The following is a 13,238-nucleotide window of genomic DNA, read 5'->3' as shown; positions in this document are numbered from 1 at the left end:
TGCTTTACTGTACTCTTGTCAGGGCTTGTTGATATCACTGATTATCCAAATGGCCGGCTCTGTGGATATTGAGAATAGAGGGATGATTGCAATCTTTGGACTGTTGAGTCTTACTTTCTTTATCTTTATTTATATTTGCATGTACCTAAATAACGTCCTTCTACGTTCCATCATAAAAGATATTAATTTATTTATTTCTAAGAAAGCCTTGAGTTTATTTGCAGACAAAAGATTGGAGTATTCAGCATCTGAATTTAATTCTTTTTTAACCCAAGATATTCCAATGTTTTGGAAGGAATATTTATCTCCACTTTTTTTATATCCTATATTTGGCACCTCTATCCTAGTGTCTGTCATGTATTTAGTATCACAGGATGTTGTGGTTGGTCTACTCTTTACCATAGGTGGTTTTCTCATGATCATGCCTCAATTTGTTTTTCATAAACTATTGAAAAGACGTGGTGAAGAGCTGAGTAAAGCAAGAGAAATCAGTTTAGCCAATATTACAGATTTTTCAGCAGGGATTGATACTATTGTTTCAAATAGAGTTGAGCAAGAATATTGTCAACATGTTTATGATACCATTGATCAGATGGAGTCTGGTCAATATCGTTACTATACAAGTCATAATTTGGTTATGTTTTGGACAGGTCCTTTGAAAGGACTAGGGCTAGTGGGGCCTTTTGTGATTGGAATGGTGATGATGTCTACCACCCATCTTTCCTTGACTGTTTTGATTGCCATGATGACAGCATCTATGAATCTGATTTCTCCATTGCAACAACTCTTGGAAGCAACCTCTACGCTTCAATCAGCGACAGTAGTAAAAGAAAAAGTGCTGAATATTCTTTTAAAAGAGGATATTAAACGGGAAGAGGTATCTGAAACATTCCCAACCACTCTCGGAATATCTATAAAAAATGTTAGCAAGAAATATGCAGATAAGATTATTTTTGATGATATAAGTGTAAGTATGAAAGCTGGGAATCGAGTCTTGCTTACAGGAGCCAGCGGTAGTGGCAAATCAACCTTGTTTCACATCTTGACTGGGGATGATAGAGACTATGACGGAGAGATTTGCTTTTTAGGTAGGCATGGCAAGCAGTATGCCCCCAGTCATGAGTTGGTATCCACTATTCATCAAAAACCTTATATTTTCAAAGGGACGCTACGGACAAATGTATCTCTTTACCAAAATCATAACGATAATGATATCAGAAAGGTACTGCAAAGAGTTCAACTCTGGGATGAACTGGGTCAGGATCTTGATTATTATCTCGATGGAAACAATCTTTCAGGTGGACAGATGATGAAAATCGAGATTGCTAGAGCGTTGTTGAGACCAAGACCAATTTTACTAGCAGATGAAATCACCGCTGCACTAGACAAACAAAATGCAGACGAAATCCATAAATTGCTATTTTCTCAGCCAGCTACCATTTTAGAAATCGCCCATAAGTTTCATCAGGATGAGTATGAGAAAGTTTATACATTAAAGAATGGTAAAGTTTCATAAAGTAACTAAGAAGAAAATTCTAAAGAATGCAGCACATAGGGAAAATATGTAAACTTGTTATCCAGGTTAAAAGACTTTATCTGAATCTAAATTTGGATAAGGTTTTTTATTTGCCTTGATTCTTTCATATACTTCATAGCTAAATTGGAGTAATAATTTATGAAAATCATTGTCCTCACTATTATTACTTGTATTTATGGCTTGTTTATGTCGTTCAATATGAGAAAGAGCTCTTCTCAAATTTTCTTCTTTTAATTTGTTCATATTTATATTATAAACTGAAGACAGCTAATTTTGATATTTTTCTCTGAACTGTACGATTTTGCGCCTGAAATGTAGGAATTCCCTTTCGTTGTGATGTGATAAAACTTACAAGTTCTTTTTGTTATTCTTGACCTAGTTTTTATAGAAAGAAGGTCTAAGATGTTAAATAAAGTCAAAACTAAAGCCCTAATTAGTGTTGGAGCAGTGGCTGCAACTAGCTTTATTCTCATGATGGGATATACTGCTGGTCAACATTCTACTGCTAAACAAAGTCGCAAAGAAATCGAATTGGCTGCAGCTAAACTTGTAGAGGACAAACAAGAAGAAGATAAAGCAAGTATTTTGTCATCGGATACTGTAAAAGAATTTTTAACGCAGTACTATACGAAAGAAAAGCTCGGAGAAAATAATACACGTATTCAACCTTATATGACTGAATCGGCTTATTCTCAAGAATTGTCAAGTCAAAATGATGCCATGAACCAAGTGTATAAGGATTATATTTTGGATTATCATTTTGAAAAAGCTGATATCTTTGTCAATCAGACTACGAATCAAGCCATTGCCATGGTCTCTTATAATGTAACCTATGTATCCGATTTAAAGAATGCCAACCAATCAAAGACCAATCAGACAGAAACAAGAACTGTTAAATTGTCCTATTCTAAACTACCTGGTAAGTTATTGGTCAATCAAGTGCAGGTTTGGAAATCTGGGTTAGATGATTTAGATAAGGCCACTCCTAAAACTTTAGAAGAATCATCATCAATACCATCACTGCCAAATACTACGACAAAATGATGATATGGAAATAGAAGAATGTAAGCAAATTTCAATTCTTGATGTAGCCAATCGTTTAGGTATCTCCTTTAAACAAGTTTCGAGCAGTGTCTATGAACATCCTGAACACGATTCATTTCGGATTTTTTCAACTACCAATACTTTTAAATGGTTTTCAAGAGATATTCAAGGTGATGTCATTGATTTTGTTCGACTTGCTAAGGGAATTTCTTTTAAAGAAGCTCTGGCTTTTCTTTCTGAAGAACCTTTTCAAAAAGAAGCTGTTCAAGAAAATATATTGAGACCATTTTATTATCCTTTAAAGAGAGTAGAAGATTCTAACTGTAGTCTGGCCAGATATTATTTAACAGAATGTAGAGGAATCTCAGAAGAAATCATAGAAAAGATGATTCAACAAGGTTTGATAGCACAAGCTAGTTGGAAAACAAATGAAACTGTTGAACCTGTTATTGTTTTTAAAAGCTTTGATCATCGTCACAAACTGCAGGCAGCAAGTATACAAGGGATTTATAAGAATCACTCTCTTCCTAGAGAGAGGTTAAAAACGATTCTAAAAGGAAGCCATGGACATGTTGGAATATCCTTTGATATTGGTAAACCAAATAGACTGGTCTTTTGTGAATCGTTTATCGACTTGATGAGCTATTACGAACTTCATCAACAAAGCCTATCAGATGTTCGTTTGGTATCTATGGAGGGATTAAAAAGGTCTGTTGTTGCTTATCAAACTTTACGACTGATAGCTGAAGAAAATCAGAAGTTGGAATTTTTAGATACAGTAATACCTTCAAAGTTATTGCCTTTGTTCAATACAATTCGTAATACCACCAGCTATTTTGATAATCATCCTGATTTATTGACACTCGCGGTAGATTGTGATGATGCAGGAAAAGATTTTTCCGATAAGTTATCTCAATCAGGATTGCCTGTTTTACTGGATTTACCTGATAATGAATCAGGGAAAGAAAAAGTAGACTGGAATGATGTCCTTAGAGAAAAGAAGTCAGATTTACAATTGATGATCGAGACTGCAAAAGAGACATTGAGGAATCAACCAGTAAGACAAACCTCTCAATGTTTAGAATTGTGATAACAAAATCAAGATGTTTTAGCTAATATTAGAATGAAGGAGGATCGTATATGACCATTATTGAACGCTTAGAAGAAAAGGTCACTAGGCAAGAAAGCAAGGTAGCAAGAGAGACAGAAAAACTCGCTGCTTACAAAGAGCAACTGGAGACAGCGATGTTTGCGACGTTCAAAAGGCGTCAAAGCATTAGTCACATGAGTTTTGAAGAAGCTCTTGACCATGCCTTTGGTAAAGAAAGACAATTCGATGATTCTGAATTTAGAAAGGATGAAATGAGTGAATGACAAAAGATTGGAATTTTAATCAACCATTAGAAAGTAAATCAGAAAATCAAGAAGATCCAGATAAAATTGCGGCCTTATTTGGAAATCATCAAGGAGGTAATGATGTAAATTATGAAGCAGCTTTTCAAAAGCGCAAACAAGCACCTGTGACGGAATCAAATTCTAGTTCTAAACCCAAAGTTACAGAGGTTAGAACAGGAAAAGAGACAGATATCACTACAAGTTATCAGCAACATCTTAAAAGACTTATTGCGGATAACAATAGCGATATTGAAAGCAGTCAAAAGAAAATTGAAGAGCTACATACGTTGATTGACACAAAGAATAAAGACAATAAGAAATTGCAGTCCATTTATGATGCGATTTCGGAATTACACTAAGCAGTCCTGATAGGCTGCTTTTTTTGAGAGGTTATAGATGTTTACAACATTTTTTAAGAAAAACCAAGACAATAGTGATGTATTTAAGAAGCTAATTCATAGACTATCTGATATGTCTGTCCAAGATCTTGAAAAAATAGACCGACTGTTAGATATCATTTTCACTCCAGATCAAGGATCAGAACAACTAAAAACAGAAGCCACTTACAGAGAAGAAACTTTGGACGACACATTAAAGGAAGCTAAGAACCAACTTCATAAAGAACAATTGGAGAAGAATTTAGAGAGATTTAGGAAAAACAGTCAATAATGCACCAAAAATGGTGCATTTACTTTTTCTAAATGTTATAATGGTGGTATAAAAATAAAAGGAGTTTGCCATGATTGGAAAGAACATAAAATCCTTACGTAAAACACATGACTTAACACAAGACGACTTTGCCCGAATTGTAGGAATTTCTCGAAATAGCTTGAGCCGGTATGAAAATGGAACGAGTTCAGTCTCTACGGAACTAATAGATATCATTTGTCAGAAGTTTAATGTATCTTATGTCGATATTGTAGGAGAAGATAAAATGCTGAATCCTGTTGAAGATTATGAATTGACTTTAAAAATTGAAATTGTGAAAGAAAGAGGAGCTAATCTATTATCACGACTCTATCGTTATCAAGATAGTCAGGGAATTAGCATTGATGATGAATCTAATCCTTGGATTTTAATGAGTGATGATCTTTCTGATTTGATTCATACGAATATCTATCTAGTTGAAACTTTTGATGAAATAGAGAGATATAGCGGCTATTTGGATGGAATTGAACGTATGTTAGAGATATCTGAAAAACGGATGGTAGCCTAATGGATATCCAAGATTATACTGATAGTGAATTCAAACATGCTTTAGCGCGGAATCTTCGTTCACTGACAAGAGGAAAAAAGTCCAGTAAGCAACCTATAGCGATTTTGCTTGGAGGGCAAAGTGGTGCCGGTAAGACTACAATTCATCGTATTAAACAGAAAGAGTTTCAAGGAAATATTGTTATCATAGATGGTGATAGTTTTCGTTCTCAGCATCCACACTATTTAGAACTGCAGCAAGAATATGGCAAAGATAGTGTGGAGTATACCAAAGAGTTTGCGGGGAAAATGGTAGAGTCTTTAGTAAGAGAATTGAGTCATTTGGGATACAATCTTTTGATAGAGGGAACTTTACGAACAGTTGATGTTCCAAAGAAAACAGCACAACTCTTGAAAAATAAGGGATACGAAGTACAATTAGCCTTGATTGCGACAAAGCCTAAGCTGTCCTATCTGAGCACTCTTATCCGATTCGAAGAACTGTACGCTATCAATCCAAATCAAGCACGCGCAACTACAAAAGAACATCATGATTTCATTGTAAATCATCTAGTTAATAATACACGACAATTGGAAGAACTAGCTATCTTTGAAAGAATTCAAATTTACCAACGAGATAGAAGTTGTGTATATGATTCAAAAGAAAATACAACTTCAGCAGCAACCGTTCTTCATGACTTACTATTTGGAGAATGGAATCAAGTAGAGAAGGATATGCTTAAATCAGGAGAAGAAAGATTGAAAGATTTAACTAATCGAAATGGTTGTTAGAACACAAATTTTAAAATATAATCTACTTATAACTTTTGTTAGTTATTTGAGGTGGGCAGAAAGTCTTTAGAATAGAAAAAACGCATAGTATAAATAAGTTTTTATTATTCAATTAATAATTCAACAATTGTCGTTTAACATGATATAATGAAGATAAGTAAAGACGATAATTTAAGGAGAGACTCATGCCAACTTTACAGTCACAGTTTATTAAATTTCACGAAACGATTAAGCTAGACGATGACGATAAAAAAGTATTAATTGACAAACGTAAAGAAGTTGAAGAAGCAATAAACAAAGGTGTTTCAGGATTTGGAAAAAGCTTTTTCAACCAAGGAAGTTACTCAACTTACACGGGTATTTTGCCAATTGATGAAGGAGATTATGATTTAGATAGAGGTTTAAAAATAGATGTTGATAGACAATCGAATTCTCCTAAAGAGGTAAAGAAGCTTATTTTTGATGCATTAGCTTCCGAATTTGGGGAAAAGAGTGTCAAAGTAAAAAATCCATGTGTGACAGTATCATTCCCTGAAGATAATGTTCACATTGATATAGCGGTGTATTGTACTGAAAATGATAACTATTTTTTAGCCAGAGGAAAACTTAATAGTACTGACGAAAACATTAAATGGGAGGAAGCAGACCCTATAGAATTAACTAAAGAAATTAATAATGCTATGGAGAACTCCGAAGACAGAAACCAATTTAGGAGAGTAATTCGTTACTTAAAAAGATGGAAAGATCTCAAATTTAAAAATCAAGATAATAGACCGACAGGTATTGGGATTTCAGTTTTTGCTATTAATAATTTTTCTGTAACCAAAAAAGTAGACTATTTATCTGGGAAAACTACTTATGATGATATTTCAGCTTTAAGAAACTTAATAAATACTATGATTAATTCATTTTCGGATAGATATGATGTTGAAAGAAAATTATTTTATCCGAGATTAGAAGTTATCTTACCTGTTAAGCCATATACTGATGTATATGAAAGGGTATCAAATATACAAATGGAAGCCTTTAAGAATAAATTAGAAAAATTAAGAGACTCACTAGATGAGGCAATAAGTTCTACTGATTTAAGTGAGTCTACAAAAGTATTGAGTAAACAGTTTGGTGATGATTTTCCTATTATTGAACAAAAAGAGACTGCAGAAAACTTTGGGACTCGGGCTATAATCAGTGATTATCCAAGTGCTTAGAGGCGTATATGTTAGAAAAAAAAGAAATATTCCAGATATACTTTGACGAAATACCTTTAAAGAGCCTGGAATTAGAAGATAAGGAATGCTATTTTTATCAATATAAAAAATTTACCTTAAAAATTATCATTTCTAATGATTTTCCCCATTCACTTCCTGAAATCTATCTTTCAAATTATATGGATTTTAATAAATGGTACAGCCATGTCGGTTCCGAAGGGAAATTGTGTTACATTTCAGAAGATAATTTAATTTGGGAGTTTAATAATCCAAGTGGATTATTAAAAGATTGCTGTGAAAAAGTAAAGGCATTACTGGATAGTTGGGATACACCAAAAATGACCGAAGAGCTCAGGAAAGAGTTTCTGTCATATTGGTATATCAGTTGTTTGAAGTCAAAAACAAAATATATAGAGATTCGAAGTTACTTATCCAGGGTCAGTACATTTGAGAAATATGAATTAGTCCTGTCGAATCAGAAATTCCATCTTTTTAATTATGGTTCACAACTCAAAGGGAGTGTTGCGCCACATTCTGAAAAAAGGAGAGATGTTTACATACTTCCACTTAAAGATTCGAATCCTGTGATTCCTCCTAACCCCCTGAATGAACTAACAGAAGCAACGTTTAAGAAAATGATCACAGGAAATCTATCTTCGGGTGTTAGACGCCGCTTCCAAAAGTGGTGTAAAACGAAACGAAAGTCATTCATATTAATTTTATCACTTCCTATATCTGATAATGATTATGTTTTGTTTGGTGCGCTTTTTGAGTCTAGAACTTCCAAATATCCATTTAAAATTGATAATAAGGTACCACAAAAAAATAAAGATAGAAAAAAAATTGGTTCTAAGGCAAAAAAATCAAAAAATGGGAGTTTCAATATTACTCCAGTATATATTACAAGATTCGACAAGGAGTATAGAGTGAGTAGGACATCCCAAGAATATGATTTTCTCAATAAAAAAGTTGTAATTGTTGGACTTGGATCTGTAGGATCATTTGTTGCAAACAATTTATCTAAAATGGGTATAGAGAAACTTCTTTTAATAGATCCTGATATTTTAACGGTCGATAACATTTCAAGACACTACTTAGGTATGGATAGTATAATAGATAATATTCAAAAAGTAGACGCTTTAGAAGATAGATTAAAAAAAGAAAATCCTGATTTGGAAATTGAATGTGAGGGTATCCGATTTCAAGAAATAGTTCGGAAGAATCCAAATTTATTTTATGAATATGATTTTGTTTTTTCTTGTGTCGGAGATACTAAAACTAATTTTGAAATTAATCATTTTTTCAGAAAGATTGGAAAAACGGTATTGTATTGCTGGTTAGATCCATATGGAGTTGGGTATCATAACCTACTAGTTTCTCCGCAAAATAATGGATGCTATATGTGTATGAACTATGAAGATGGGCGTCTTGTTAATAATAGAGCCTCTTTTGCGGAGAAAAATCAAATATTTGAAAAGCGTCTAGCTAGCTGTTATTCTTCATTTATTCCTTATAATGTTATTGCGCCTAGTTCTTTGGCAAATAAAGCTATAGAAGTATATTTACAGTACTTGGATGGGGAATTTTCTTCTGAAAACAGACTAGTATCAGAAATTGGTTCAGATAAACAGTTTGGAAAAGAAGGATTTACATATAGTGTTCGATACTACAATTGTTTAAAAAATAGTGATTTATTAAATGTTTCTTTAAGAACAAATATATCTTGTCCAGAGTGTAACGGAGATTATAAAGTTGATATATGTAAATCTGAATAATAAATATCAAATTGTAATACCATCTGATATTTTTAATTCATTACTAGCGTTTAGGCAATTGGGTTTGGAGCCTGAAGCAGGTGGTATTTTTGTTGGTAAGAGACTTTTAAATAATTCGATACTTATTATAAATTTTTCAGAACCACAGGATAATGATGTAAGAAGTAGATTTAAATTCTCAAAAACTTCTCCATATCACCAGAAGTTTGCAGATGATTATTTTAGTAAAAGTTCAGGTTTTATAAGTTTAATTGGAGAATGGCATACCCATCCTGAAGATATACCTACTGCATCTTGTGTTGACATTAACTCATGGGAAAAAATTATCTCAGATAATGATGACAGGTTATTCTTTTTGATAGTTGGACTTCGGGCTGGTAGATTATACTTTAGGGAATCAAATAAGTGGCAATCCACTCTAATCTATTTTAAGGATGTATAGATACGTATGAATCGAAAAAATAAATTATTTAAGAAATTCTTTTTTTGGTCTCAAAAATTTTATTTACCATTAGTATTAATTTTTATATTTCCAATTCTGATTTGTTATTTGATTGGGAAGAGTTTGACCCTGGTTGAAGTTGAAAAAATATCAAATACCAATTTTTTTACAAGAGCTATTTTTGAACTAATTCCTGATAATTCTACCGCTACTTATATAGTTCTTTATTTATTAATCTCTACTTCATTATTGATGATTTTTAGAAAAAACAATGCTGAACGAACATTTAATGATGGTCATTCTGTATATCTTCATAACTGTTATAAAAGACTGTGGATTGCAGCAAATTTATTAGGTTATCGAAAGTTACAACTTATAGGTGTCTCAATACCAATGCAGTTTGAACTTATTAATAATGGAGTTTTTTCAGAGTTTATCTCTGAATCATCAGTTGTTCAATATGATGAATTTCAAGGAGAAATTATTGTTGAGTATCTAATTGAAAACAAAAAGAATAAAGTTGTAAATTTATTAGTATGTGATACATATGATATTCCTATAGAAAAATTAGCACCTGACTATTTGGAAAATACAACAGTAAAAATTTCATCGCAAAGAAATTATAGTGGTAACAGATATAACAATCCTCTATTAGTTAGTACAGTTCGAGAAGAGGTACAGAAAATAGTTAACACCTATAATGAGGTTAATCTATTCATGACAACAAATCCATTAAATACACAAGGAATTGTAGGAAAAGCATTTTTAACATTAGATAGATCAGGTTTTGATAAAGTCTCAGTTATACAGATGGATGAAACAAAAATTTACAAAGTTCCATTTGTAATATACGAAAATTAATAGGAAATCAATGGTTGAGAATTGTAAAACTCTTCTTAATGTTTTATTGCAATTATTTTTTAGAGAGCCACCTGGCTCTTTTTCTTATTTTTTTTGATGTTGTGATACCTTTTCCAAATCTTCCTTGTTATCCTAATATCATCCTAAGAAAATCGATACTCAAATTTAAACTGGGGGTTTGGGGGCGAAGCCACCAAGTTATCTTATCGTTGGCTATCAAAACTAGAAGGTTTTGGTCGGCTGGCGATATGATTTTTGGGATATTGTGGACACAATATCTGAGCTCGCAAAGACCGAACAAGAAGCGAGTGAGGTCTTTAGGAAGCGTACTGACAATGTGAGGTAGACTTACACTGTCAGACAAGTAGAATGTTGAAGGGATATCAGAATGGGACAAGAAATTAAGTCAATCCGAAAGCAATTTAGAATCACGAGACAAGAAGAAAAACAGATAAAAGAAATGATGAGGGAACAAAAAATGGATAGTTTCTCAGAATTTCTTCGTCAGAATTTATTGAAAAAGAATTATCAGGATAGAATTTTTGAAAGTTGGTTCTCTCTTTGGAACTCTCAAAAGTTAGAACAGATTAGTCGAGATGTGCATGAGGTTTTGATTATTGCAAAAGAGAATCATCAAGTGACTCAAGAGCACGTCTCAATCTTATTGACTTGTGTTCAAGAATTAATTGTAGAAGTGAATCAAGTGCAGCCACTCAGTCGTGAGTTCCGTGAAAAATATATGGGTTAGGAGGATGTAATGGTTTATCGCTATCGTACCAATCTCAAAAAAGTATTTCTAACTGATCCAGAATTACACCAATTGAATGAACGGATTGCTAAGAGCAATTGTCAAAATTTCTCAGTCTATGCCAGAAAAGTTTTGCTTAATCCCAATATGTCATTTGTCACGATTAACACTGATACTTATGACCAGTTAGTTTTTGAATTGAGAAGGATTGGAAATAACATCAATCAAATTGCGCGTGCGATTAATCAAAGCCACCTGATTTCTCAGGACCAATTACAAGAATTGAGTAAAGGAGTCGGAGAGTTAATTAAGGAAGTGGACAAAGAATTTCAAGTGGAGGTGAAAAGACTGAAGGAGTTTCATGGTAGTTACTAAACACTTTGCGACGCACGGAAAAAAATATCGTAGGCGTTTAATTAAGTATATCCTCAATCCCGATAAAACGGACAATTTGAAATTGGTATCTGATTTTGGTATGAGCAATTACTTGGACTTCCCTAGTCATGCAGAAATGGTAGAAATGTACAATGTCAACTTCACCAATAATGACAAGTTGTACGAATCCAGAAACGACCGACAAGAAAAATACCAACAAACTATTCATGCCCATCATCTCATCCAATCATTTTCTCCTGAAGATAACCTGACACCTGAAGAAATTAATCGAATTGGTTATGAGACCATGATGGAATTGACAGGAGGTCGTTTTAAGTTTATCGTAGCAACTCACACAGACAAAGATCATGTTCATAATCACATCCTAATCAACTCTATTGACCGCAATTCAGATAAAAAGTTGATATGGAACTATGCCTTGGAACGAAACCTCCGTATGATTTCAGACCGTATTTCTAAAGTGGCTGGGGCGAAAATTATTGAGAAGAGTTTTTCTTACCGTGACTATCAAAAATATAGGCAGTCTAGTCATAAATTTGAATTAAAGCAACGTCTTTATTTTTTGCTGCAGCAATCTAAATCGTTTGATGATTTTTTAGAGAAAGCAAAGCAGTTGCATGTTCAGATTGATTTTAGTCAAAAGCATAGCCGTTTTTTGATGACAGATAGAACGATGATAAAACCAATTCGAGGACGCCAACTCAGCAAACGAGATTTATATGATGAAGAATTTTTTAGAATGCATTTTGCTAAGCAAGAGATTGAAAGTCGTTTAGAATTTTTGTTGAACCGTGTCAATTCTTTAGAAGATTTAATAACAAAAGCAAAAGAATTGAATCTAACCATTGACTTAAAACAAAAAAATGTAACTTTTATCCTGGAAGAAGAGAATCAAAAGATAAGTTTGGGTCATCAAAAAATAAGTGATAAGAAATTATATGATGTCAAATTTTTTCAAGATTATTTTAAAAATAAGGAAGTCGTTGCTTCAGAAGGATTAGAGAATTTACAGGAACAGTACTATGCTTTCCAAGAAGAACGAGATAAGGATAAAGTATCCACTGAAAAGATTGAGGATGCCTTTGAGACATTTAAGGAAAAACGAGATACCGTTCATGAATTTGAAGTGGAACTTGCAGAGAACCAAATAGAGAAGCTAGTTGATGAGGGCATTTATATCAAAGTGTCTTTTGGTATTAAGCAGAGTGGTCTCATTTTCATTCCCAATTATCAATTAGATATTCAGGAAGAAGAGAATCAGACAAAATATAAAATCTTTATACGTGAGACAACCTCATACTTTGTCTATAACAAAGAACATTCGGATAAAAATCAGTATATTAAAGGGCGAACCTTGATTAGACAGTTAACCAACGATAGTCGAGTAATACCATACAGAAGACCGACTGTTGATCGACTTCAAGAAAAGATTTCTGAGATTAATCTCTTGATTGAGTTGACAGAGACAGACAAAAAATACCAGGACATCAAAGACGAACTGGTTGCAGAAATAGCAGAGCTAGACATCAAACTGACTCAAACAAATGAAAAAATCGCCACCTTAAACAAGATGGCGGAAGTGCTTATCAATTTGAAGAGTGAAGATCCAAATAGTCGAAAACTAGCAAGGTATGACTTTTCAAAACTAAATTTAACAGAATCAATTACACTAGAGCAAGTGACTGAAGAAATAAGAGTATTACAAGAGGAGCTAGGTCATTATCTTTATGAGTATGAAAGACTGATTATAATATTGGAAGAATTTGTAAAAATGTTAAATATTACTACTAATAATCCTAATCCAAAATTTCAAGAGAATATTTTGATGGACTAATCTCTATAATTG

At 33.1% G+C, this 13,238-nt stretch carries 16 protein-coding genes; 15 read left to right on the top strand and 1 reads right to left on the bottom strand.

The features are described 5' to 3' along the window. The first annotated feature begins 82 nt into the window (after positions 1-82). Positions 83-1,516 carry an ATP-binding cassette domain-containing protein gene (locus ACLNCV_RS06045; protein WP_424844997.1) on the top strand — a complete coding sequence of 478 codons (1,434 nt, stop codon included), beginning with the start codon at positions 83-85 and terminating at the stop codon, positions 1,514-1,516. 66 nt (positions 1,517-1,582) lie between these two features. Here ACLNCV_RS06045 and ACLNCV_RS06040 read toward each other — a convergent pair whose 3' ends face one another. Further along, positions 1,583-1,780: a hypothetical protein gene (locus ACLNCV_RS06040; protein ID WP_004249782.1), complete on the bottom strand. Its 198-nt coding sequence runs from the start codon at positions 1,778-1,780 to the stop codon at positions 1,583-1,585. 159 nt (positions 1,781-1,939) lie between these two features. On the opposite strand from ACLNCV_RS06040, the gene ACLNCV_RS06035 reads away from it, so the two are divergent. From ACLNCV_RS06035 to ACLNCV_RS05970, 14 genes are all read left to right on the top strand, one after another. After that, entirely contained in the window at positions 1,940-2,581 is a 642-nt protein-coding gene (locus ACLNCV_RS06035; protein WP_050197876.1) for a hypothetical protein, read from the top strand. Positions 2,582-2,585: 4 nt separating this feature from the next. Next, positions 2,586-3,671, top strand: coding sequence for a DNA primase (locus ACLNCV_RS06030; protein WP_424844996.1), 1,086 nt, complete (start codon positions 2,586-2,588; stop codon positions 3,669-3,671). A gap of 50 nt (positions 3,672-3,721) precedes the next feature. Then, on the top strand, positions 3,722-3,955 hold the full coding sequence (locus tag ACLNCV_RS06025) for a DUF5965 family protein (RefSeq protein ID WP_000152419.1): 234 nt from the start codon (positions 3,722-3,724) through the stop codon (positions 3,953-3,955). After that, complete coding sequence (locus ACLNCV_RS06020; protein WP_001845547.1) at positions 3,952-4,335, top strand: DUF5945 family protein; 384 nt, start codon at positions 3,952-3,954, stop codon at positions 4,333-4,335. The genes ACLNCV_RS06025 and ACLNCV_RS06020 overlap by 4 nt, the downstream gene beginning before the upstream one ends. Positions 4,336-4,372: 37 nt before the next feature. After that, entirely contained in the window at positions 4,373-4,645 is a 273-nt protein-coding gene (locus ACLNCV_RS06015; RefSeq protein ID WP_000495448.1) for a hypothetical protein, read from the top strand. Between the two features lie 70 nt (positions 4,646-4,715). Then, a complete protein-coding gene (gene pezA / locus ACLNCV_RS06010; protein WP_000579597.1) occupies positions 4,716-5,192 on the top strand; it encodes a type II toxin-antitoxin system antitoxin PezA in 477 nt (158 codons plus the stop codon). Further along, the gene (gene pezT / locus ACLNCV_RS06005; protein WP_424844995.1) at positions 5,192-5,962 is read left to right on the top strand and encodes a type II toxin-antitoxin system toxin PezT; all 771 of its coding nucleotides are present in this window, start codon (positions 5,192-5,194) and stop codon (positions 5,960-5,962) included. Before pezA ends, pezT begins: the two co-directional genes overlap by 1 nt. A gap of 185 nt (positions 5,963-6,147) precedes the next feature. Further along, the gene (locus ACLNCV_RS06000) at positions 6,148-7,170 is read left to right on the top strand and encodes a nucleotidyltransferase domain-containing protein (protein WP_084925491.1); all 1,023 of its coding nucleotides are present in this window, start codon (positions 6,148-6,150) and stop codon (positions 7,168-7,170) included. Between the two features lie 8 nt (positions 7,171-7,178). Then, positions 7,179-8,945: a ThiF family adenylyltransferase gene (locus ACLNCV_RS05995; RefSeq protein ID WP_084925493.1), complete on the top strand. Its 1,767-nt coding sequence runs from the start codon at positions 7,179-7,181 to the stop codon at positions 8,943-8,945. After that, positions 8,923-9,387: a Mov34/MPN/PAD-1 family protein gene (locus ACLNCV_RS05990; protein WP_158086277.1), complete on the top strand. Its 465-nt coding sequence runs from the start codon at positions 8,923-8,925 to the stop codon at positions 9,385-9,387. Before ACLNCV_RS05995 ends, ACLNCV_RS05990 begins: the two co-directional genes overlap by 23 nt. A 6-nt stretch (positions 9,388-9,393) precedes the next feature. Further along, on the top strand, positions 9,394-10,248 hold the full coding sequence (locus ACLNCV_RS05985) for an acyltransferase (RefSeq protein WP_084925497.1): 855 nt from the start codon (positions 9,394-9,396) through the stop codon (positions 10,246-10,248). A 388-nt stretch (positions 10,249-10,636) separates the two neighbouring features. After that, positions 10,637-10,996: an SAG1252 family conjugative relaxosome accessory protein gene (locus ACLNCV_RS05980; RefSeq protein WP_115904251.1), complete on the top strand. Its 360-nt coding sequence runs from the start codon at positions 10,637-10,639 to the stop codon at positions 10,994-10,996. 9 nt (positions 10,997-11,005) lie between these two features. Then, positions 11,006-11,371 carry a plasmid mobilization relaxosome protein MobC gene (gene mobC, locus ACLNCV_RS05975; RefSeq protein ID WP_000263039.1) on the top strand — a complete coding sequence of 122 codons (366 nt, stop codon included), beginning with the start codon at positions 11,006-11,008 and terminating at the stop codon, positions 11,369-11,371. Further along, positions 11,358-13,226, top strand: coding sequence for an SAG1250 family conjugative relaxase (locus tag ACLNCV_RS05970; RefSeq protein ID WP_424844994.1), 1,869 nt, complete (start codon positions 11,358-11,360; stop codon positions 13,224-13,226). The genes mobC and ACLNCV_RS05970 overlap by 14 nt, the downstream gene beginning before the upstream one ends. Positions 13,227-13,238: the final 12 nt, after the last annotated feature.

The organism is Streptococcus sp. CL5.50 (genome assembly GCF_049738015.1).
Classification (GTDB): Bacteria; Bacillota; Bacilli; order Lactobacillales; family Streptococcaceae; genus Streptococcus; species Streptococcus mitis_CA.
The sequence above is the reverse complement of the archived record's forward strand: the minus strand, read 5'-3'. Positions and strand labels throughout refer to the sequence as shown.

Excerpts from the sequence above, each read along its gene's own strand:
- ACLNCV_RS06045 (WP_424844997.1), top strand. The coding sequence starts at position 83 with ATGATTGCAATCTTTGGACTGTTGAGTCTTACTTTCTTTATCTTTATT.
- ACLNCV_RS06040 (WP_004249782.1), bottom strand. The coding sequence starts at position 1,780 with ATGAACAAATTAAAAGAAGAAAATTTGAGAAGAGCTCTTTCTCATATT.
- ACLNCV_RS06035 (WP_050197876.1), top strand. The coding sequence starts at position 1,940 with ATGTTAAATAAAGTCAAAACTAAAGCCCTAATTAGTGTTGGAGCAGTG.
- ACLNCV_RS06030 (WP_424844996.1), top strand. The coding sequence starts at position 2,586 with ATGGAAATAGAAGAATGTAAGCAAATTTCAATTCTTGATGTAGCCAAT.
- ACLNCV_RS06025 (WP_000152419.1), top strand. The coding sequence starts at position 3,722 with ATGACCATTATTGAACGCTTAGAAGAAAAGGTCACTAGGCAAGAAAGC.
- ACLNCV_RS06020 (WP_001845547.1), top strand. The coding sequence starts at position 3,952 with ATGACAAAAGATTGGAATTTTAATCAACCATTAGAAAGTAAATCAGAA.
- ACLNCV_RS06015 (WP_000495448.1), top strand. The coding sequence starts at position 4,373 with ATGTTTACAACATTTTTTAAGAAAAACCAAGACAATAGTGATGTATTT.
- pezA (WP_000579597.1), top strand. The coding sequence starts at position 4,716 with ATGATTGGAAAGAACATAAAATCCTTACGTAAAACACATGACTTAACA.
- pezT (WP_424844995.1), top strand. The coding sequence starts at position 5,192 with ATGGATATCCAAGATTATACTGATAGTGAATTCAAACATGCTTTAGCG.
- ACLNCV_RS06000 (WP_084925491.1), top strand. The coding sequence starts at position 6,148 with ATGCCAACTTTACAGTCACAGTTTATTAAATTTCACGAAACGATTAAG.
- ACLNCV_RS05995 (WP_084925493.1), top strand. The coding sequence starts at position 7,179 with ATGTTAGAAAAAAAAGAAATATTCCAGATATACTTTGACGAAATACCT.
- ACLNCV_RS05985 (WP_084925497.1), top strand. The coding sequence starts at position 9,394 with ATGAATCGAAAAAATAAATTATTTAAGAAATTCTTTTTTTGGTCTCAA.
- ACLNCV_RS05980 (WP_115904251.1), top strand. The coding sequence starts at position 10,637 with ATGGGACAAGAAATTAAGTCAATCCGAAAGCAATTTAGAATCACGAGA.
- mobC (WP_000263039.1), top strand. The coding sequence starts at position 11,006 with ATGGTTTATCGCTATCGTACCAATCTCAAAAAAGTATTTCTAACTGAT.
- ACLNCV_RS05970 (WP_424844994.1), top strand. The coding sequence starts at position 11,358 with ATGGTAGTTACTAAACACTTTGCGACGCACGGAAAAAAATATCGTAGG.